The organism is Bacterioplanoides sp. (assembly GCF_965219715.1).
Taxonomy (GTDB): Bacteria; Pseudomonadota; Gammaproteobacteria; order Pseudomonadales; family Oceanobacteraceae; genus Bacterioplanoides.
In genome coordinates this window covers 4,623,556-4,643,430 of sequence record NZ_OZ244785.1, presented here as the reverse complement: position 1 = coordinate 4,643,430, position 19,875 = coordinate 4,623,556, and the positions used below count along the sequence as shown (strand labels likewise).

18 protein-coding genes are annotated in these 19,875 nt (G+C 48.6%); 12 read left to right on the top strand and 6 right to left on the bottom strand.

Annotated elements, in window-relative coordinates:
- Positions 1–18: 18 nt before the first annotated feature.
- A complete protein-coding gene (locus ACOQOZ_RS21435) occupies positions 19–483 on the bottom strand; it encodes an acyl-CoA thioesterase (RefSeq protein ID WP_420590193.1) in 465 nt (154 codons plus the stop codon).
- Between the two features lie 241 nt (positions 484–724).
- On the opposite strand from ACOQOZ_RS21435, the gene ACOQOZ_RS21430 reads away from it, so the two are divergent.
- The 4 genes from ACOQOZ_RS21430 to ACOQOZ_RS21415 all read left to right on the top strand — a co-directional run bounded on the left by ACOQOZ_RS21430 (position 725) and on the right by ACOQOZ_RS21415 (position 5,680).
- Positions 725–2,953, top strand: a complete 2,229-nt coding sequence (locus tag ACOQOZ_RS21430) for a carboxy terminal-processing peptidase (RefSeq protein WP_420590192.1) — start codon at positions 725–727, stop codon at positions 2,951–2,953.
- Positions 2,954–3,118: 165 nt separating this feature from the next.
- The gene (locus tag ACOQOZ_RS21425; RefSeq protein ID WP_420590191.1) at positions 3,119–3,874 is read left to right on the top strand and encodes an enoyl-CoA hydratase/isomerase family protein; all 756 of its coding nucleotides are present in this window, start codon (positions 3,119–3,121) and stop codon (positions 3,872–3,874) included.
- 282 nt (positions 3,875–4,156) lie between these two features.
- Complete coding sequence (locus ACOQOZ_RS21420) at positions 4,157–4,495, top strand: HPF/RaiA family ribosome-associated protein (protein ID WP_420590190.1); 339 nt, start codon at positions 4,157–4,159, stop codon at positions 4,493–4,495.
- A 144-nt stretch (positions 4,496–4,639) separates the two neighbouring features.
- The gene (locus ACOQOZ_RS21415; protein ID WP_420590189.1) at positions 4,640–5,680 is read left to right on the top strand and encodes a CNNM domain-containing protein; all 1,041 of its coding nucleotides are present in this window, start codon (positions 4,640–4,642) and stop codon (positions 5,678–5,680) included.
- Positions 5,681–5,704: 24 nt separating this feature from the next.
- Here ACOQOZ_RS21415 and ACOQOZ_RS21410 read toward each other — a convergent pair whose 3' ends face one another.
- Genes ACOQOZ_RS21410 through yaaA form a run of 3 tightly spaced genes read right to left on the bottom strand, consistent with a single transcriptional unit; the run spans position 5,705 to position 7,519 of the window.
- Positions 5,705–6,118, bottom strand: a complete 414-nt coding sequence (locus ACOQOZ_RS21410; RefSeq protein WP_420590188.1) for a hypothetical protein — start codon at positions 6,116–6,118, stop codon at positions 5,705–5,707.
- Positions 6,119–6,159: 41 nt separating this feature from the next.
- Positions 6,160–6,738, bottom strand: coding sequence for a YajG family lipoprotein (locus ACOQOZ_RS21405; protein WP_420590187.1), 579 nt, complete (start codon positions 6,736–6,738; stop codon positions 6,160–6,162).
- A complete protein-coding gene (gene yaaA / locus ACOQOZ_RS21400; RefSeq protein ID WP_420590186.1) occupies positions 6,731–7,519 on the bottom strand; it encodes a peroxide stress protein YaaA in 789 nt (262 codons plus the stop codon). The genes ACOQOZ_RS21405 and yaaA overlap by 8 nt, the downstream gene beginning before the upstream one ends.
- 106 nt (positions 7,520–7,625) lie before the next feature.
- On the opposite strand from yaaA, the gene ACOQOZ_RS21395 reads away from it, so the two are divergent.
- The 4 genes from ACOQOZ_RS21395 to ACOQOZ_RS21380 all read left to right on the top strand — a co-directional run bounded on the left by ACOQOZ_RS21395 (position 7,626) and on the right by ACOQOZ_RS21380 (position 13,087).
- Complete coding sequence (locus ACOQOZ_RS21395; RefSeq protein ID WP_420590185.1) at positions 7,626–8,312, top strand: adenosylcobinamide amidohydrolase; 687 nt, start codon at positions 7,626–7,628, stop codon at positions 8,310–8,312.
- Between the two features lie 257 nt (positions 8,313–8,569).
- A complete protein-coding gene (locus ACOQOZ_RS21390; protein WP_420590184.1) occupies positions 8,570–9,877 on the top strand; it encodes an acyl-CoA dehydrogenase family protein in 1,308 nt (435 codons plus the stop codon).
- 12 nt (positions 9,878–9,889) lie between these two features.
- Positions 9,890–11,110 carry an acyl-CoA dehydrogenase family protein gene (locus ACOQOZ_RS21385; RefSeq protein WP_420590183.1) on the top strand — a complete coding sequence of 407 codons (1,221 nt, stop codon included), beginning with the start codon at positions 9,890–9,892 and terminating at the stop codon, positions 11,108–11,110.
- A gap of 153 nt (positions 11,111–11,263) precedes the next feature.
- Positions 11,264–13,087, top strand: a complete 1,824-nt coding sequence (locus ACOQOZ_RS21380; protein WP_420590182.1) for a long-chain-acyl-CoA synthetase — start codon at positions 11,264–11,266, stop codon at positions 13,085–13,087.
- Between the two features lie 173 nt (positions 13,088–13,260).
- Here the strand turns inward: ACOQOZ_RS21380 and ACOQOZ_RS21375 are convergent, their stop codons facing one another.
- Positions 13,261–15,522, bottom strand: coding sequence for a PAS domain-containing hybrid sensor histidine kinase/response regulator (locus ACOQOZ_RS21375; RefSeq protein ID WP_420590181.1), 2,262 nt, complete (start codon positions 15,520–15,522; stop codon positions 13,261–13,263).
- Between the two features lie 574 nt (positions 15,523–16,096).
- Between ACOQOZ_RS21375 and purE the strand changes: the two genes are divergently transcribed.
- From purE to sufT, 4 genes are all read left to right on the top strand, one after another.
- On the top strand, positions 16,097–16,591 hold the full coding sequence (purE, locus tag ACOQOZ_RS21370) for a 5-(carboxyamino)imidazole ribonucleotide mutase (protein WP_420590180.1): 495 nt from the start codon (positions 16,097–16,099) through the stop codon (positions 16,589–16,591).
- A gap of 101 nt (positions 16,592–16,692) precedes the next feature.
- Positions 16,693–17,766, top strand: coding sequence for a 5-(carboxyamino)imidazole ribonucleotide synthase (locus ACOQOZ_RS21365; protein ID WP_420590179.1), 1,074 nt, complete (start codon positions 16,693–16,695; stop codon positions 17,764–17,766).
- Positions 17,767–17,825: 59 nt separating this feature from the next.
- Positions 17,826–18,371: a DUF2058 domain-containing protein gene (locus tag ACOQOZ_RS21360; protein WP_420590178.1), complete on the top strand. Its 546-nt coding sequence runs from the start codon at positions 17,826–17,828 to the stop codon at positions 18,369–18,371.
- A gap of 13 nt (positions 18,372–18,384) precedes the next feature.
- Positions 18,385–18,912 (top strand): putative Fe-S cluster assembly protein SufT, encoded by a 528-nt coding sequence (gene sufT / locus ACOQOZ_RS21355; protein ID WP_420590177.1) that lies wholly within the window; start codon positions 18,385–18,387, stop codon positions 18,910–18,912.
- Positions 18,913–18,943: 31 nt separating this feature from the next.
- Here the strand turns inward: sufT and ACOQOZ_RS21350 are convergent, their stop codons facing one another.
- Entirely contained in the window at positions 18,944–19,816 is an 873-nt protein-coding gene (locus ACOQOZ_RS21350) for a hypothetical protein (RefSeq protein ID WP_420590176.1), read from the bottom strand.
- Positions 19,817–19,875: the final 59 nt, after the last annotated feature.

Here is a 19,875-nt window from a genome sequence, read left to right as displayed (position 1 = left end):
ATTTATATTCATTGTCAGTTATTCAGCTTCACTGACCTGCTCTAACAAATCCAGCTGCTCCGGTGCACAACGCTCCAGGAAGATCTTCGGAATACGGGCGATCTTACGTTCGTCGTAATCAAAGAAAACAATACCGGTTTTTGCTTTAGCGACAATTTTGTCTTCGGCGTGATTCTCAACCTGATAAGCCACATCACAACCGTATTTGTTGAAATCGTGCAGACCCACACGGATCGTCAGATGTTCGCCAACAAAGGATTCCGCCATAAAGGAAACCACGACGTCCGTTACCATGATTCCCAAACCGGCAATATTAAACTCGCCGAAATCATGCTCACGCATAAAGCGCAGACGTGCCTCGTGTAACAAAGACACCATCCGGTCATTACCGACATGATTTCCATAATTGATATCTGACACCCGAACATCCAGCTCTGTACTGAAGCTGAAACAATCCGGTAAATCGAGTTTAACTCGCGCCACAAGCTACTCCGCTATTTGAATTAATCTTTCTGATGCCGGTCAAAGCTGGGCTACTCTATCTTTATTCGGTGATTTGTCTGCAGGACCTAAGTCAATACGATGTGTAAGGCTTTGTAAAAGGCCTGACAGTAACATGAAGCAAAGATGACAGCCCTGTCGAGATACCGTAGCATCAAGGGGCGGCATGATACCCGTGCTCAGGTGTCAGCACAAACAACAATAAGGAATTATGGCGACAACTATGCGTTTTACTTTTACCAGCAAAGCATCAGCCTTTTTACTGACAAGTCTTTTGTCACTGAGTGCATCAGCCACCATTGAAACCATCGAACCCGGAACGCCGTTCCAGGATCTCGAACCGAGTCGCAATCATTCCCTGACCAGCCAGCAAATCATGCAGAACCTGTTGCGCAACCATTACGCGCATCAGCGTCTGGACGACAAAATGTCATCCAAGGTTCTGGATATTCTGCTTGAAGACATCGACAGCACCCGCAGTTATTTTCTCGCCAGCGATGTGCAGGAATTCGAAAAATACCGTAAAGAACTGGACGATGCCCTCGCCCGCAGTGATATGAGCCCGGGCTTTTTGATTTTTAACCGTTTTCAGCAACGCGTTTCCGAGCGTTTATCGTTTTTACTGACGGAATTAAAAGCCAACGCCAAAGATTACAAATTTGATCAGGACGAATCGCTGGAGCTTGATCGGGAAGAAGCTCAATGGGCAACCAGCCAGTCAGAACTCAACGAGTTATGGCGCAAGCGTCTTAAAAACTCCATGCTGAATTTAAAGCTGGCCGGCAAAGAAAAAGACAACATTATTGAACTGCTGACCAAGCGTTATCAGAATCAGCTGAACCGGGTACACCAATCCAAACCGGAAGACGCTTATCAAACCTTTATGAACGCAGTCACCCGTTCATTCGATCCACACACACAGTATTTTTCCCCACGTAATACCGAAAACTTTAATATCAATATGAGCCTGTCATTACAGGGCATTGGTGCGGTATTACAAACCGAAGACGAACACACCAAAGTGGTGCGTCTGGTTCCGGCAGGCCCGGCTGATAAAGCAGGAAATCTGGAACCTGCGGATAAAATTGTTGGTGTCGGCCAGAATGCCGATGGCGAAATTGTTGATGTTATTGGCTGGCGTCTGGATGAAGTGGTGGATTTAATTCGCGGCACCAAAGGCACCACAGTACGACTGGAAATCCTACCATCCAGTGGCAACGGCAGTGAAAGCAAAGTCATTTCCATTGTCCGTGATGAAGTAAAACTGGAAGAACAGTCGGCTCAGAAAGATATTATTGAATTACAGGATGGCGACCCGGCCAATCCAACCATACGCAAAGTTGGCGTGATTGATATTCCGACTTTCTATATCGACTTCCAGGGCCGTATGGAAAACAAGCCGGATTATCGCTCTACCACACGTGATGTCGCCAAACTGATTCAGGAATTAAAACTGGAAGGTGTTGAAGGTCTGATTATCGACCTGCGTAACAACGGTGGCGGCTCTCTGGAAGAAGCCATTCATCTGACCGGCTTATTTATTCCTACCGGCCCGGTGGTTCAGGTTCGCAGTATTCGTGGTCATGTTGAAGTGCTGAAAGATCAGGACCCGGGCGTATTATACGACGGCCCTATCACCGTTCTGGTGAATCGCTTAAGTGCATCCGCATCTGAGATTTTTGCTGGCGCCATTCAGGATTATGGTCGTGGCATCGTTGTTGGTGGCCAGACCTTTGGTAAAGGTACGGTGCAATCCCTGCGTCGCTTACACCACGGCCAGTTAAAAATTACCCAGGCTAAGTTCTACCGCGTTTCCGGCGACAGTACTCAGCACCAGGGGGTGATTCCGGACATCCTGTTCCCGTCACTGTTTGATAAAGACAAAATCGGTGAAAGCGCTCTCGACGAAGCACTGGCCTGGGACACTATCCGCCCGGCTGAGCATCAGAAAAGTGGTGAAGTAAATCGCCTGGTACCGTCATTGCGTCATAAGCACCAACAGCGTATTGCCGACAACCCGGACTTCCAGTTTATGCGGGCACAAAAGGCATTAATTACCGAGCTGCGTGATAAAACTCAGGTTTCTCTGAACGAAAAAGTCCGTCAGGAAGAACGTGAAGCCAACGACGATCGTCGCCTGGCACTGGAAAATACCCGCCGTAAAGCCAAAGGGCTGGAACTGCTGGATAGCCTTGAAGACGACGAGGAAGAAGATAACAAGCAATCCGGGGATGATAAAAAATCCACCGATAAAGCTGACAACAAACAAGCCAGCACATCCAATGGCAAGGATGAAGCCGCTAGCGAAGACAAGGCAAACAGCGACGCGGAAGAAGAAAAGGACGACGAAGAAGAGGATGCAGTACTGGTGGAAGCCGGTCAGATCCTGCTCGACTATATTCAGATGAGCAACCCGAAACAGAATGCTGCGGTTGCCCAGCGTCTGAATTAATTTCGTCCACACTGCCTTCGATTAAAAGCGCTCATTTCTGAGCGCTTTTTTTATGCCTGCTGCTTTTCCGGATACAAGCAGTTTCAAACACTTGTTTGAAATCTACCTTATGCTCTGCCATCATCGGCTAATCAAAACTAAGCGCAGACAACAAGAGATCAGCTTATGTATCAGGATATCGAATACAGCCTGGAAAACGGCATTGCTTTAATCACCATCAACCGTCCAAAAGTACTGAACGCGATCCGCGTCCAGACATACAAAGATGTGATTGCCGCATTACAGGACAGCGAACAAAACAATGACGTAAAAGTGATTGTGATGACAGGTGCCGAAGGCAAATTCACCGCCGGTAACGACCTGCGTGATCTGCTGCCAGACGGCGATCTGCGAGGTGTTCAGCAAGGTGTTGCCGGTATTTTTGATACCCTGGCCGCGATGGAAAAGCCACTGATTCTGGCTCAGGAAGGTGTTGCTGTTGGTATTGGCGCCAACCTGCTGTTACACGCTGATCTGGCCTACGCGGGCAACAGCATCCGTTACAGCCTGCCATTCGCCAAAATTGGTGTTGCCGCAGAAGGTGCATCTTCCGTGATGCTGAAAGAAGCCATTGGCGCCAAAAACGCTGCGGACCTGCTGTTAACAGGCCGTTTCTTCAAAGCTGCTGAAGCGGAGAAATGGGGACTGATCAATGCCGCTGTTGAAGATGGCAGTGCATTGGAACATGCCATGAAGGCTGCACAGGAATTACTGAAAAACTCTCAGGATTCTTTACGTGCGATTAAAAAGCTGGGTAAAGCCGAAGGTCACCGCGAGCGCGTAAACGCGGCGGTTGAAGCGGAAATGATCGCATTCTCCGAGTTACTGCAAACTCCGGAAACTCAGATGCGCATCAACCACGTTCTGAAAGGCGGCAAATAATCATTGTTGCTCATGTAAAAAGGCGCTGATTTTCAGCGCCTTTTTATTGCCCGCGTTCAACAGCAATCTCTGTAACACTCTCTATAACACTCGGCTTCCCTCTCCTGTTTATCCTTACCATCCCTTTTCAACACTAAAACCAGGGTTATAAATCAATAACTTTTTAGTGTCATAAATTGTCGAAAAAATTTGCAAAAGTTTGCGAATTTCTCGTAAAAACAGACTTTTCTCCGCACTGTTCTGCGCGTAATCTGGATATCGAAACGTTAAGGAGGAATACCGATGAATATTGAAATTCAATCTCGCAACGTTAAATTAACCAGCGAACTGCGTCAGTTATTAAATAAACGGGTTGAGTTTGCGTTCAGCCGTTTTAAAGACAGGATTCAGAAAGTAAAAATTCAACTCAGTGACATCAATGGCCCAAAGGGCGGCATTGATAAAGAATGTCAGTTCCACCTGACGTTACCGGATCAACCAGACGTTGTTGTTAAAGGCACTTCAGATAAACTGGAAAGTGCTATTTCCAGAACAGCAACCCGCAGTGCCAAAACACTGGCACGTAAACTGAAACGTAAACCATCATTCACGGCATTAAAGTACAGCACTGCCGATGCCTGACTCCCACAGTAAGCGCGCCATTGGAACACCTCTGTTCCAATGGCCATTAATACCTGCAGATGCAGCCACTGAGTTGCAGCCGCCCAGCCAAACCTCTACTGTTAAACCATACCTGCTATCAAGCAACCAGGATGGTGACCATCAATGACATTGTTAATTATTTATCTGAGCATAGCCATTGGTGTGTCATTCCTGTGCTCAATTCTCGAAGCGGTACTTCTGTCTATCACACCCAGTTACAATCAAAAACTGTTATTGGAAAATCCGGGGGCTGGCCAAAAGATTGCTAAGGTGCGCGACAACCTGGATCAGTCGTTATCGAGCATTCTTATTCTCAATACCTTTGCTCATACCATGGGTGCTGCGGGCGTGGGTGCCCAGGCAATTCAGGTATTTGGTAAACAGTGGGAAACCGCCATTGCCGTTGCTCTGACCCTGGCGATCCTCTACTTCTCTGAGATTATTCCCAAGACCCTGGGAGCAACGTTCTGGAAACAATTGGCAACTCCGGCGGCTTACATCATTTCCTGGCTGGTAAAACTGGTTTACCCACTGGTCTGGTTATCCACCCGGCTGACCAAACTTTTCAGTGACAATAAAGAGAACGAAATTACCCGGGAAGAGATTATTGCTCTGGCATCCTTAAGCCATAAAGACGGTAATTTGTTTGCGCAGGAAAATGAATATTTATCCAATCTGCTCAGCCTGCGTGAAATTAAAACAGAACAGATTCTGACGCCACGCAGTGTGGTGCATATGTTGCCAGCCGACATGACTATTTCGGCAGCACTGGATGATCCGGATACCCAGCAATTTACCCGCATTCCGGTATATCAGGGAAATACCGATACCATTCTCGGTAAAGTCATAAGAGCCGACCTCTATCGCGCAGAGCGTCAGGGTAAAGGTCAAAGTCCGTTAACCGAGCTGATCAAACCCATGGTCAGTGTCTCCGAAAAAATGTCGGTCCAGAGTTTATTGGATGTATTTATCAAAAAGCGTAAACACCTCTGCCTGGTTACCGATGAGTTTGGTCAGACGGCCGGTGTGGTGTCACTTGAGGATGCAATCGAAACCCTGTTGGGCCGGGAAATTATTGATGAAACCGATCAGGTCGAAGATATGCAGGCATTAGCGCGCGCGAATTACCGCAAAAAATTACGCGCGGGTAAGAAAAACCTTTAGGACTTTATTAAAAGAGGTCGAACTTTAAGGCTGAAATTCAGTTAACAGCTGCTTAAGCGCTTCAGGGTCTTTGCGTTGCAGCTCTCCCAGGCCCGACTTTACCTGAGCCAACAATTGCTGCTGATGTTGTTGCTTCAGCTGCTCAATATCAGCCTGCATTTGTTGCAACTTCTTCAGCGCTTCACCCTGCTCTCCCTGCGCCAGCTCAACCAGTGCGTCAGTCACAACACCCAATTGTTTGCCGTAACTGGCCACCTGTGACACCACTTTACTTTCCAGCTGGCGATTACCGGCAAAGTTAAATTCAAACTGCGGGGATAACCAACTGGTCACCGGATTAATATCCTGCGTGACGTCACCACTCAGCGGGGCACGGTACAAGTTGATCATCTGCTGCCAGGGTTGCAGCATGGTGGCGTACATATCGAAAGGGGTCATAAAAACATCCTTGTTTATTGAATAATCCTTGTGAGGAATGGTTATGGCTGCACGCCAAGCACCGAACGCAACTGCTCATCGGCGAACATGTAGCTCCAGAGTTTATCCAGCACTTCATTTACCCATTGCTGGTTGTAGTCAGCGTTAGGCGACGCTGCTAAACGGCGACTTTCGTTAATCGCATACGGTTTGGTGAATTTTTGCGTCGCTGTGATCACGGTTAACTGCAGCTTCATTTCCATGCCACATTGATTGACCAGTACACCCTCGTTACAGCTGAATTCAAATTGATTGATGTCGAGCTGAACCTTAACCGGATCCAGCGGGCTGGAACCACCAAAACCCAACTGCGCCAACGAACCCTGCAAACGCCTGGTGAGAATGCCAGACAAATCCTGCTTTACTAATAACGGTGAATTTTCCGGCAGACGCCCACCACGGTGACCAATGATCTCACCCTGCTGCGCTCGCTGATCAACCACACGAACCAGAGCATCACGCTGTGGGCTGATTGTTCCTGCAGTAATCTGATAGTTTTCGTTCAGTTCAATGGTTTGTGGCGCCAGCACACAACCGGTTAACGACAGAAGCGCGGCTGTCGTTGCAATCAATTTATGCATTGGGAATATCCTTTTCTGCACGTTTAAATACCCAGGTATCTGCATTGGAGTCTTCTTCACTGAAGCGATACCCGGCAACATCAAACGCTTTAATATCTTCGGCTTTATCGATGCCGTTTTGCATAATGTACGCAGCCATCATGCCTCGCGCTTTTTTCGCATAGAAGCTGATGATTTTATACTGACCATTTTTTTCGTCTTTAAACACCGGCGTAATTAACTCACCATTTAATTGCTTGTGTTTAACCGACTTAAAATATTCGTTGGAGGCAAGGTTAACGATGGTTTTGCTGCTGTGGTTTTCCAGCTCTACGTTCAGCGCATCGGTAATAATTGTGCCCCAGAACTCATACAGGTTTTTACCACGAGGATTCTCAAGCTTGGTACCCATTTCCAGACGGTATGGCTGGATTAAATCCAACGGGCGTAACAAACCGTACAAACCACTGAGAATGCGCAGATGCTGCTGCGAGAATTCCAGCTCTTTCTGGCTGAAGGTTTCCGCTTCTAAACCGGTATACACGTCACCTTTAAACGCCAGCACTGCGGCTTTAGCATTATCCGCCGTAAACGGCAGCACCCAGTCGTGGTAACGTTGCACGTTCAATTCCGACAACGCCGGGCTGAGCTTCATTAACGCGCCAACTTCGTCCGGTGAGTAAGGCTTTAACACATCCACCAACGCGGCGGAGTGATCGAGGAAATCCGCCTGCGTCGCAGTTTTGGTGGTTGGTGGTGTATCAAAATCCAGCGTTTTAGCAGGCGACAACAGAGTCAGCATGGCAACATATCCTTCTTAATACCCGAGTCGGGCAGTAATTCGTTAAGATGGTCGCTATCATACCAGCCCTGTCGCTTTGCCTGAATCCGTCAACCGGCGAAAAACCATGAAGTGTATTAATCGACCCGATTACATCAGCCTATGTTTCGATCAACCGCAGCAGATACTCAGCTCGGCGGTATTAAATGGCGGCCTGTGCCAGGCCCGCTCTCTGCTGAACCTGAAGGTGGACCAATATGCCAAACCGCCGTTTGCACCACCGGCACAAACATTGGCCGCCAAAGCCAGCGAGCTGGAGTTACCCCAGCCAGTAACCGCAATGATGACTGCCGCATCGATGAAATCGTTGCGTCACCAACAAATACAGATCGCCAGTCACACCGTTCAGGCCTGGGTTACCTGCGGCCTGAGTAATCTGTTACGGCCGGGGGACCCGGCGACTGTCAGCCAACAACCCGGCCAGCAATCCATTCCCGAACCCGGCACCATTAATATCTGGCTGCACAGTTCGACGGCATTAACACCGGCAGCGATGGCCGAAGCACTGATTTTACTGACGGAAGCTAAAACCACGGCGGTGCGCGACTTTCAACTGAAGAGCCGTGAAACCGGTCGTGATGCCAGCGGCACCGGTACCGACAGCCATGCCGTCATATGCCCCAGCGCAGAAAAAGATACCCACGCCAGTGAGTACTGCGGAAAACACACACCATTGGGAGAAGCGATTGGCCTGGCAGTGTATCAGGCTGTCAGCGAGTCCATTCAGGCCTGCATAAACAGTGGTCAGGCCTGATACAACCTGCTGTTATTTTCACCTTGATCCGATTGGATAACCCAATGGCAGTTCAGGCCATTTCAAAATGCCTCTTGTGCCAATGAGGCATTCCCCAAGCCTTGCGACACTGTGATACCACTCCTCAAAAAAGGAGTGACGCTTCAGGTGCTACAGGCAGGTTTCAAAGGCGTTATGCCGGGCACAGATAACACGAGCAATCTCAGCACAATAAAATCTAAAACAATAAAACCCATAACAACAAAAAGGGTGTTTTCATGGCAAAAGATATTCAGGGTCTGGGCCTGGGCTTAGCCAGCAAATTTGCTGGCAGCCAGTTCGCGGAAAAATACAAACTGCGTAAGCCCGCAGAAAAGATGGCTTACCTGTCGACTAAAACCGGTTTTAAGGTTGCTGGCGAAGTATTAAAACGCACCGCCAAAAAGAGAAAAGTCGACAACAATATGTTGTTGCCAGCACCGGAAAAGAAAAACGTCCTGTTCGATCTGAGCCTTAGTGAAGAACAACAAATGATTAAAGACACGGTGCGTGCTTACGCTACCGATGTTGTTCGCGACCAGGCTCTGGACGCCGATGAAAACAAAGCGTTGCCACAAGACTTTCTCGCCAATCTGATGGACATTGGCCTGAACTATTTTTCGGTACCGGAAGCATTAGGTGGCGCCGCACAAAGTTACAGCCCAACCACCAGCGCCATTATTGCCGAAGAGCTGGCCTGGGGTGATATGAGCCTGGCTTATGCCGCTCTGGCACCAACGGCAGTCGCCAATGCCATTGTTCGCTGGGGCACAGCGGCACAAAAGAAAAACTACCTGCCACGTTATATAGAAGAAACACCGGTGAAAGCCGCTATTGCAGTACAGGAAGCGCACCCGTTATTTGATGCAAATAAACTGAGCTGCACAGCAAAGAAAACCAAAACCGGTTATCTGATCAATGGTCAGAAAACCCTGGTGCCGTTTGCCGGCGACGCCGATTTATATCTGGTTGCAGCCATGTTGAAAGGCAAACCGGCGGTATTTCTTGTGCCGGGAAAAAGCGTCGGCATTAGCTTTAAAAAAGCACCGGCCATGGGTTTACGTGCAGCGACCACCGGCCAATTAACCCTGAAAAATGTTGAACTGGCATCCGATGCATTATTAGGCACCGAAGGTTTTAACTACCAGGAATTTATCGACCTTGGGCAATTACACTGGTGTGCCCTGGCCATTGGTGCTGCCCAGGCTGCACTCGACTACGTTATTATCTACTGTAATGAGCGTGAGGCCTTTGGCGAGCCGATCAGTCACCGCCAATCGGTTGCGTTTTTAATTGCCGATATTGGTATCGAACTGGATTCAATGCGTCTGCTGACCTGGCGCGCGGCGGCGTTAGCGGAAGAAGGTAAATCATTCCATCGTGAGGCCTTCCTGGCACACACTTTATGTGCGGAAAAAGCGATGAAAATTGGTACCGATGCGGTGCAATTATTAGGTGGCCATGGCTTTACCAAAGAACACCCGGCAGAACGTTGGTATCGTGATTTACGAGTGCTGGCCTGTAATACCAGTGGCATGCATTTATAAGGAATAAAAATAATGATTAATTTAGAAGTTCCAAAGAAATTTCAGCCGCTGGTGAATCAGGCGCGTCAGGTTGCAGAAAATGTCTTCCGCCCGATTTCCCGTAAATACGATGCCAGCGAACACGCCTACCCGGTTGAGCTGGATATGCTCGCCGCCATTATGGATGGCATGAACGACGCCGTGGCACAAACCGGCATGGGTGAAGGTGCCGGCGCCGGAAAGTTAAAACAGGACGCAAAAAAATCCGAGGGTATCCAGAACGGCACCAACCTGTCGACCGTACTGGGCCTGCAAGAGCTGTGCTGGGGTGATGTCGGTTTATCCCTGACATTACCGCGCCAGGGATTGGGAAATGCCGCGATTGCCGCTGTCGCTAACGATGAGCAAATGGCTCGCTTTGGTCATAAGTGGGCAGCAATGGCAATTACCGAACCTGGCTTTGGCTCTGACTCCGCCGCAGTGCGTACCACGGCCGTCAAAGACGGTGATGACTACATCATTAACGGTGAAAAAATCTACGTTACCTCCGGTGAACGTGCTGAGGCTGTGGTGGTCTGGGCCAGTGTTGATCGTTCGTTAGGCCGCGCGGCGATTAAATCGTTTGTGGTGGAAAAAGGCACTCCCGGTATGGAAGTGGTGCGACTGGAGAAGAAGCTGGGTATTAAGGCATCGGATACCGCTGCCATTGTATTCAGCGACTGTCGTGTCCCCGCAGCCAACCTGCTGGGATCACCGGAAGTTAACGTCGAAAAAGGTTTTGCCGGTGTTATGCAAACCTTCGATAACACCCGTCCGGTGGTTGCCGCCATGGCCGTAGGCGTTGCCAAAGCATCGATTGACCGCACACGTGAAATCCTCAGCAAAATGGGTGTAAACGCCGATTATAAAACGCCGGTGAAAAATGCCAGCCAGATCGAAGCAAAGTTATATCGTTACGAAGCCGACTGGGAAGCGTCGCGGTTATTAACCCTGAAAGCCGCCTGGATGGCAGACAACGGCATGCCGAATTCGAAAGAAGCATCGATGGCAAAAGCCAAAGCCGGCCGGGTAGCCAATGAAATCACCCTCGGCTGTGTCGAATTACTCGGCACACTGGGCTATTGCGAAGATGAGTTGCTGGAGAAATGGGCACGCGATTCAAAGATTCTGGATATTTTTGAGGGCACTCAACAGATTCAGCAGTTAATTGTTGCACGCCGACTGTTAAATAAATCGTCTGCTGAACTGAAATAAACTGAAAGAACCAGCCGTTGCCAGTCTTGCCAACGGCTTTACACAGTTCTGCCATAGGTTTTCACAAAAGCCTGTGGCAGACTGGTTTTTATACTAAAAATATTGATCGCTTCGCCACAATAACAAAGCAAAACAAGAATAAAAGGACCTGCTATGTCTGATGCTGCAAAAACCGTTTCTTTAGGGAATATTGTTGGCCAGTTAGTGCGCCAGCTTCCGGATATGCCAACCACCATTAAAGGTGTGGCCGCTCTGGCAGGTACCAAACCGCATAAAAACAAGTCCATTGGATTATTGCTGGAAAAGCACGCTAAAAACCAGCCGGATCATGTTGCCATTCGTTATCAGTCAATCACTTATACCTACGCCGAAGTCAATGAACAGGCCAACCGCCTGGCACATTTAATCGCCAGTCAGGGTGTAGGCACGGGTGACACCGTTGGTATTTTGCTGGAAAACCGCCCGGAAACCTTAATTGCAGTATTGGCCACGGTAAAGCTGGGTGCCATAGCCAGCATGATGAATACTTCACAACGTGGTGAAGTGTTGCTGCACAGCATCACTCTGGTATCGCCAAAACTGATGCTGGTTGGCGAAGAAATGTTAGAAAACATGGCCACGGTAGAACAGCAGCTGCCGGTTGAATTATCGACCCAGCTTTATTACATCAGAGACACTGGCCACCGCGAGGCTCCGGCACATTATCAGGATATTGAACCACTTTGTGCTCAGCAATCAGCCGACAACCCAGATACCACCAAGCAGGTGAAAATGCACCAGCCGTGTTATTACATTTTTACCTCCGGTACCACGGGCCTGCCAAAAGCCTCTGTGATGAGTCATTACCGCTGGCATAAATCCATGGCGGGTATGGGCCTGGCATCAATGAAGCTGAAAAAAGACGACGTGTTATACGTGTCTCTGCCGCTCTATCACAACAACGCCCTGACCGTTTCCCTGGCGGCCGTTCTCGGCGCTGGCGCCTGCATTGCGATATCGCGTAAATTCAGTGTCAGTCGTTTCTGGGATGAAGTCCGTGATTACGGTGCAACGGCATTTTGTTATATCGGTGAATTATGCCGTTATCTGTTAAACAAAGAGCCGGCCGCTAACGACCAGGATCATAAAATCCGGGTAATTATTGGTAACGGTTTGCGGCCGGATATCTGGATGGAATTCAAACAACGCTTTGGCATTAAACACATCAACGAATTTTACGGCGCCAGTGAATGTAATCTGGTGTTTACCAACGTATTTAATCTGGATAAAACGGCCGGTTTCTGCCCACTGCCTTATAACATTGTTGAATACGATATCGACGAAGATGCACCAGTACGTAACAACAAGAACTTTATGAACCCGGTCAAAAAAGGCGGTACGGGTTTATTAATCACGGAAGTTAACGACAAACAGCCGTTTGAAGGTTACACCGACGAAGAAGCCAGTAATAAAAAACTGTTTCGCGATGTATTCAAAAAAGGCGACTGCTGGTTTAACACCGGAGACATGGTGTTAAATCAGGGGTATGGCCATATTGCGTTTGCCGATCGTTTAGGTGATACCTTCCGCTGGAAAGGCGAAAACGTTGCCACTACCGAAGTCGAATCGGTATTAATGGACTATCCGGACATTGAACACGCCGTCGCTTATGGTGTGGAAGTACCCTTCACCGATGGCCGCGCCGGTATGGCAGCCCTGACTCTGACCAAGTCTGCAGACGACGTTAACTGGGGCGCTGTTACACGCCACCTGCGGGAGAAGCTACCGGCCTATGCCATTCCGTTATTTTTGCGCATTCGTGAGCAGGAAGAAATCACCGGTACCTTTAAATACCGTAAGGTTGAGCTGAAGAAGGAAGCCTATCATCTTGATCAGGTGTCCGAACCGGTTCTGGTATTGGCCAACAAAGCACCTAGTTATGAAGCCTTGCAGGCAGATGCGGAAAGCCAGATTAACAGCGGTGAGTTTGCGCTCTGACCAGAGCACCTGACGGTTTATCCACGACGGCCTTGCAGAAAAAAGTCCGTACACAAAAAACCGATACAAAGCCCTTGAAATAAAAAAAGCACAAACCAATTGGTTTGTGCTTTTTTTATTTCTGAATTGTATTTCTCTGAACGCTATTCTTTGCTTTTGTATCAGACTCTTAGTCAGTGACAGATCATGTCATTCAGCTCATTCAGATCCAGTGGTTTGGTCATATAGCCATCGAGGCCCGCATCTTCTGCCGCGTCAATATGATCGGGTAATGCATCAGCACTAACACCATAAATGCGGGCGTTTTTCAGCTCAGGAATATCACGTAGCTTTTTCAGTAAATCGAGACCATGAATATCCGGCAAACGCATATCCAGTAAAATCACGTCCGGTGATTGCTGCAACGCGATATCCATTCCTTCTTTACCGGAGTGCGCAATGGTAACGTCAACGTTTTCACGCGATTTAAAACCCAGCTCAACAAAGCGGGCATTAATCAGATTATCCTCGATGTACAAAACCCGGCGTGATGCATCCAATTCAAAGTCACGCTCGCTTTGCTGGCGATATGCCTGACCGGCCGAATACAAAGGTTGCGCGGTCGGCAGCTCCAGCCAGAAAGAACTGCCCTGACCTTCCACCGATATAAAATCGAGCGCGCCATTCATGCGCTCGGCCAGCTGACGACAAATCGCCAACCCTAATCCATTACCTTCGATTGCACTGTGCTCAGCCCCTAAGCGCTCAAACGGAACAAAAATTTTGTCCTGACGTTTCTCCGCAATACCAATGCCTTCGTCATTCACACAAACCCGCAAATGCCCCTCAGCCATGGTCATCACTTCCACCACCACAACGCGGTTATCGCGGTTGTACTTTAAAGCGTTGGTAATCAGGTTAAGAATAATCTGCTTCACCCGGATACGATCACCAATTGCCCAGGGGTTACTATTGTCGTTATCCAGCTGAATCTGAATCCGATGCTGCTGCTCCAGCGAAGAAGCCAGCTCAACACATTCTTCAATCACCGGCAGCAATGAAAACGGTTCATTTTGTAATTCAGCGACTGCACCTTCGAGCTTAATCAGATCCAATACCTGATCAACCAGTGCCACCAGATGCTTGCCAGCGCGTTCAATCATATCGACCGCTTCTAACTGATCGGATTTCAGCGTATCGGATTTAAGAATCTGGCTGAAACCAATCACCGAATTTAACGGGGTGCGTAGTTCATGGCTTAAGCTGGCAATAAACTGGGCGTTATCGGTTAACGATGTGCTGCCGGGTTCCAGCGGGTCACGTGCTTCACTGCTGAAACTACTGGGCGGAATATCCGAACTCAGCAGCACCACTTCCTCACCATCAAGCCGATATTGCTGCAATGTCAGGCCCGGCAAACCTTTCTGCTCCACCTGAATTTCCCGCATATCGGACGATAATAATTTATGAAATGCCTGAATAACGGTTTCGGTTTCCACCACTTTCAGGTTGCAATCCTGCACCGCCGTAACGTTCATGCCAAATCGCTGGGAATACGCCTGATTGGCCTGAAGAATATCGCCGTCCGTTGAAATCAGCGCTAATGCCTGGGGCAATAAATTAAGGAAGCTGCTGTCGTTATTTTTTTCTTTAACTTTTAATGCCGATAACGAACTGATGTCGATGCATAAACTGACAATCCCCATCGGCTGGCCTTCTCCATCCGCCAACAGGTTTTTACTCATTAACAGATTACGCGACACACCTTGCTGCAAAATCGGCTGAACAAATACCCGCGGCATGCCACTGGTCAGCACTTCATTATCGGTGCGGGCTTCAACACTGGCCCAATGTGGGTCGAATAATTCACGATCGGTATGACCCACCGCCTGTTCTGCGCGGGTTAAAAATAAATCTTCAGCACGGCGGTTTAATAACAGGTAACGCCCGTCAATGTCTTTTACCAGAACCGCGGCCGGTGTCTGATCCAAGACATTACCCAGCCAGGCCTGATCACGGTAACGTTGCTGGTTCTGTTCAATCGACGCCGATAAATCGTGTACCACACCGGTAAAACAGCGGGTGCCGGCGAACGTCATTTCACTGACCGACAGGTGAACCATAAACTCGTCACCATTTTTACGCATCGCCATCACTTCACGACCACGGCCCACCACCGTCGCCTGGCCGGTTTTGATGTAGTCATCGATCTGCTTCTGATGATTGCGGGCATAGGCAGATGGCATCAGCAACTCGATACTCTGACCCAGCAGCTCTTCGCTGCGATAACCAAAAATCTGGCACAACGCCGGGTTACAAGCCTGGATACAGCCCCGACTATCAATCGTCACCATGCCTGCGACAGCCGTATCAAACATTACCTGATAAAGCTCGTTGTCATTTTTTCCGTTGAGTCCGGTAACTAATTCCCGGACCTTCGAGTATAGATTTGCCATATTTGTCCTTAGCCTGTAACCGGAGCGACTTCCAAGCACTCCCCTGGTTGATGCTCTGCCAGCAATGCATCACACAAAGAAAATTCCCACTGGGTTATACAGCCCAGTTTGCCTCAGAAAGACCGCACTATCTTTGTGCATTACGGCCACATCACGTCATACCAGACCGCCAATACTGATCAAATTTTCTACATATTTTGACAAAGTGATAAAGAATATAACAAAGCACAACCACACAATCTATATGGTTATTTGATTATTAGAGAAAAGAATATGCTTATTACCAAAAGAACTATGACAAGGCAGAAATTGCCATTCCTTAAATAGTCAACAATGGCAATACCACTATAGTGGTACTCATTTGCAGGAATATCAACAAAATTATCATTTTTGTTAATAGCTGAAAATCCTGACCAAATGGTTACCTGAAAACCGAGAAAATTTGCCATCCAGCCTCAGTATTTCGGTGCTTTATGCTAGAATGCGCGCCTTTCAAATCTCAGTAGCGGTATCTGCAGATTGTCAGCCACCCAGCCTGAGTCAAATAAGCGTTAAACAGCAAAAAGGTGTCACCATGACTGCACCCGTCGGAATTATTATGGGCTCCAAGAGCGATTGGCCAACCATGCAACACGCGGCCGATATGCTGGATAAACTGGGCGTTGCCTACGAAGTAAAAGTGGTTTCTGCTCACCGTACTCCGGATCTGCTGTTTGACTACGCCAAAGAAGCCCAGGGTCGTGGCATTAAAGTGATCATCGCCGGTGCTGGCGGTGCCGCTCACCTGCCGGGTATGGCCGCATCACAAACCTCTTTACCGGTATTAGGTGTGCCGGTTAAAAGCCGCGCGTTAAATGGTATCGACTCATTACTGTCGATTGCACAAATGCCGGGTGGTGTTGCTGTAGGTACACTGGCCATTGGTGATGCCGGTGCTAAAAATGCCGGTCTGCTGGCGGCACAGATTCTGGCGACCTCAGACGACGCACTACTGAAACGGGTTGACGCTTTCCGCGCCGAACAAACCGAGACCGTATTGTCACAACCGGATCCACGCGAAGCCGAGTAACAACAAGAGAGTTACCTGTCATTCCCGATCAGACAGGCTGTTTTGATGAGACACAGCCAGTCTAACCTCCCTATTCCATTGATGAGCAAACGAGACACCCGATGAAAATTGGTATCTTAGGAAACGGCCAGTTAGGCCAGATGTTAGAGTCCAGCGTTACCGACCTGAGTGATCTGGAAATCTCCCTGTACGATCTGCGCGCCCATGAAGAAGGCAAGCTGAACGCCTTTATCAATGAGGTCGATATCGTTTCCTACGAAACCGAAAACATTCCGGCGCACATCGTGGAACTGCTGGAACCGGTTGAAGACAAGGTATTCCCAAGCCTGAAAGCACTCAAAGTGTTCCAGAACCGCTTACTGGAAAAGAATGCGTTACGCGCTGCCGGTATCGATACGGCTGATTTCTGTGCGGTCAATTCGCTGGAAGATGTACATACCGCGATTGAAACCCTCGGCCTGCCGATTGTGATGAAAACCACCACCGAAGGTTACGACGGCAAAGGCCAGTTTGTATTACGCACTGCGGAAGATGCCGAACCTGCCTGGAACACCATTGGCAACCGCGAACTCATCGCCGAAGCGTTTGTCCCGTTCCTGCGTGAGACCTCCGTAATCGCCAGCCGCGATCGCGACGGTAACGTTAACGTCTGGCCAATGACCGAAAACGTACACCACGAAGGCATCCTGCGTTATTCCCTGTATCCGGCGACGGGTCTGTCTGACGAAAAGGCACAGATTGCCGAACGTTATATACGCGACCTAGCCAACAGCCTGGATTACGTTGGCACCATTACCTTGGAGCTGTTTGAAACCGAACAGGGGTTGGTTGCCAACGAAGTAGCACCTCGCGTTCATAACTCCGGCCACTGGTCGATTGAAGGCGCCGAAGCCAGCCAGTTCCGTAACCATATGCTGGCGTTAAGTGGCAAACCACTGGGCAATACCGATTCCAAATACCCGGCGGTGGCGATGTTAAATGTGATTGGCGAAGAAGATTCTTCATTAAAAGCCGACAGCCTGAGCAACGCTTATCGTCACTCTTATGGTAAAGAAGCACGTCCAGCACGTAAGCTGGGTCACATCACAGTCGTTGCCGACAGCGTTGAAGAACGTGACCTGACGATTGATGCGTTAGTCGACGTTATGCCGGAAGGTGTGTGGAATAAAGGGTAACTGAGGTAACATAACACCCGGTTAACCCCGTTATTTTAAGATTATTAGAGACAGTTGAGATGGCAAAATCTCTGCAAGAACAGCTTTTAGCGGCTGGCCTGGTCGACAAGAAAAAGGCCAAAAAGAACGCCAAAGCAATGAAGAAGCAGGAACACCTGCAACGTACCGGCCAGGAGAATGAGCTGGACGTTGCCAAGCAAAAAGCGGAACAAGCACGCCAGAAAAAGGCCGAGCAGGATCGCGAGCTGAACCTGAAGCGTGAAGAAGAAGCGCAACAAAAAGCCATTCTGGCACAGATCAAACAGCTGATTGATACCAACGCCATCCGCAGTGAAAAAGGCGACATCAAATACCAGTTTGTTGGTGCCGATAACAAGATCAAACAACTGTACGTTGATCAGGCCATCTGGGATCGCCTGAGTCGCGGCCAGCTGGCAATTATTGCCCAGGGCAAAAGCCACGCAGTGATTCCCGTGCCGGTGACGGAAAAAATCCGTCAGCGTGATGAAAAACTCTTTATCTATATCGCAGAAAACCAAAGTGCCGAACTGGAAGAAGACGATCCGTACGCGGCGTATCAGATTCCAGACGACCTGATGTGGTAACAGGAGCGAGCTCATGGAAAAACGAATGGTCGTGGCACAACAAGAGTGCCCTGCCCGCCAGGTACCTTCCGGCGTTCCGACTCTGATCCCGGCTGGCACTTTTGTCACCATCAATCAGGCGCTGGGCGGTAACTACACGGTAACGGTTAACGGCAATATGATGCGCGTTGACGGTACCGACGCTGCCGCACTGGGCCTGGAAGCGGAAGACATTCAGTTTGAAGACCGTGGTGATAACGCCGTTCATAAAGATCAGATTGAACAGGCATTACGCACGATTTTTGATCCGGAAATTCCGATTAACCTGCTCGACCTGGGTTTAATTTACGGCATTGATATCGACGGCAACAAAGCGCATATCCGTATGACGTTAACTGCTCCGACCTGCGGCATGGGCCCGGTGTTAATTTCCGATGTGAAATACCGTGTGGCGAAAGTGCCGAATGTATCCGAGGTGGAAGTTGAACTGGTGTTTGATCCTCCCTGGAGCAAAGACATGATGACGGAAGAAGCCCAGCTTGAAGCGGGTTTGTTCTTCTGAGGCAAGCAAGTCTTTGATAAAAAAACAGCGGCTAATTTGCCGCTGTTTTTTTATCATACGTAGCATACATAGTTCTCAGCCAGCGGATATCTTCAGGCCCTAAGCAGGCTTCCTCATATCTTGATGAATCGTTAAAAATATCTTCATAAACATGGCATATTGCAGCTTCCGTTAATTGGCGCCAGCGTTCATTCGTTAACTCAGGAACACTGCCGGAAGCCAGATTCGGATCGATAAGCGGATCATGCTCATCCTCTGTTGTTCGGAGTGCCAGATCCAGTTCCTGTAATATGGGGTTAACAACCCTGAGACTATCGACACCCTCGAATTGCTTAGTCACATTTTCTTCTGCTTTACGAATATTTCGCGCTTGCCGAAAAGAATCTAATTTTTTACCAAGAGCTCTGACACCGTATTTATTAATCAGCTTATATGGCCCGGGAAGAATTGCCTTGGCGGCTATAAGCAAACCAGCAACGGGATTAACGATTGTTGCCAAGCCTCCGACAACCAGCATGCCAACCGTTAATTTCTTCTCGAATTCATCGATATCATCAGCCAGTTTAGTGAGCGTACCCGGCTCATTCATCGAATAATCACTAGCAAGTTCACCAGCACTCTGAACCATATATTCCTTTAACAGGAACTCGGCATGCTGATGAGCAAAGTGAAAAATACGCCTTTTGGGTAACTGATTAATATCTGGAACAGAAGGTGGTAGACAACGAGTGGTGTGAAGAGAAAAACCGTATTCAGATGTCCTCAGAGGCACAACAAAATAATGTTTTTCGTCATACAGCGTCTCATCATTAACAGAACCTAAATGGATACTGGAGAAAAACACAGTCAAGCCATCAGCTTTTTCCTTTATAAGCTTTGCACCGCTGGCAATAAATTCCTTCATCCAATTCCTATACTTTTCGGATCGATTACGACAATTTCCAAAGAAATCATGCTCGTGAT

Excerpts from the sequence above, each read along its gene's own strand:
- ACOQOZ_RS21430 (WP_420590192.1), top strand. The coding sequence starts at position 725 with ATGCGTTTTACTTTTACCAGCAAAGCATCAGCCTTTTTACTGACAAGT.
- ACOQOZ_RS21425 (WP_420590191.1), top strand. The coding sequence starts at position 3,119 with ATGTATCAGGATATCGAATACAGCCTGGAAAACGGCATTGCTTTAATC.
- ACOQOZ_RS21420 (WP_420590190.1), top strand. The coding sequence starts at position 4,157 with ATGAATATTGAAATTCAATCTCGCAACGTTAAATTAACCAGCGAACTG.
- ACOQOZ_RS21415 (WP_420590189.1), top strand. The coding sequence starts at position 4,640 with ATGACATTGTTAATTATTTATCTGAGCATAGCCATTGGTGTGTCATTC.
- ACOQOZ_RS21410 (WP_420590188.1), bottom strand. The coding sequence starts at position 6,118 with ATGACCCCTTTCGATATGTACGCCACCATGCTGCAACCCTGGCAGCAG.
- ACOQOZ_RS21405 (WP_420590187.1), bottom strand. The coding sequence starts at position 6,738 with ATGCATAAATTGATTGCAACGACAGCCGCGCTTCTGTCGTTAACCGGT.
- yaaA (WP_420590186.1), bottom strand. The coding sequence starts at position 7,519 with ATGCTGACTCTGTTGTCGCCTGCTAAAACGCTGGATTTTGATACACCA.
- ACOQOZ_RS21395 (WP_420590185.1), top strand. The coding sequence starts at position 7,626 with ATGAAGTGTATTAATCGACCCGATTACATCAGCCTATGTTTCGATCAA.
- ACOQOZ_RS21390 (WP_420590184.1), top strand. The coding sequence starts at position 8,570 with ATGGCAAAAGATATTCAGGGTCTGGGCCTGGGCTTAGCCAGCAAATTT.
- ACOQOZ_RS21385 (WP_420590183.1), top strand. The coding sequence starts at position 9,890 with ATGATTAATTTAGAAGTTCCAAAGAAATTTCAGCCGCTGGTGAATCAG.
- ACOQOZ_RS21380 (WP_420590182.1), top strand. The coding sequence starts at position 11,264 with ATGTCTGATGCTGCAAAAACCGTTTCTTTAGGGAATATTGTTGGCCAG.
- ACOQOZ_RS21375 (WP_420590181.1), bottom strand. The coding sequence starts at position 15,522 with ATGGCAAATCTATACTCGAAGGTCCGGGAATTAGTTACCGGACTCAAC.
- purE (WP_420590180.1), top strand. The coding sequence starts at position 16,097 with ATGACTGCACCCGTCGGAATTATTATGGGCTCCAAGAGCGATTGGCCA.
- ACOQOZ_RS21365 (WP_420590179.1), top strand. The coding sequence starts at position 16,693 with ATGAAAATTGGTATCTTAGGAAACGGCCAGTTAGGCCAGATGTTAGAG.
- ACOQOZ_RS21360 (WP_420590178.1), top strand. The coding sequence starts at position 17,826 with ATGGCAAAATCTCTGCAAGAACAGCTTTTAGCGGCTGGCCTGGTCGAC.
- sufT (WP_420590177.1), top strand. The coding sequence starts at position 18,385 with ATGGAAAAACGAATGGTCGTGGCACAACAAGAGTGCCCTGCCCGCCAG.
- ACOQOZ_RS21350 (WP_420590176.1), bottom strand. The coding sequence starts at position 19,816 with ATGAAGGAATTTATTGCCAGCGGTGCAAAGCTTATAAAGGAAAAAGCT.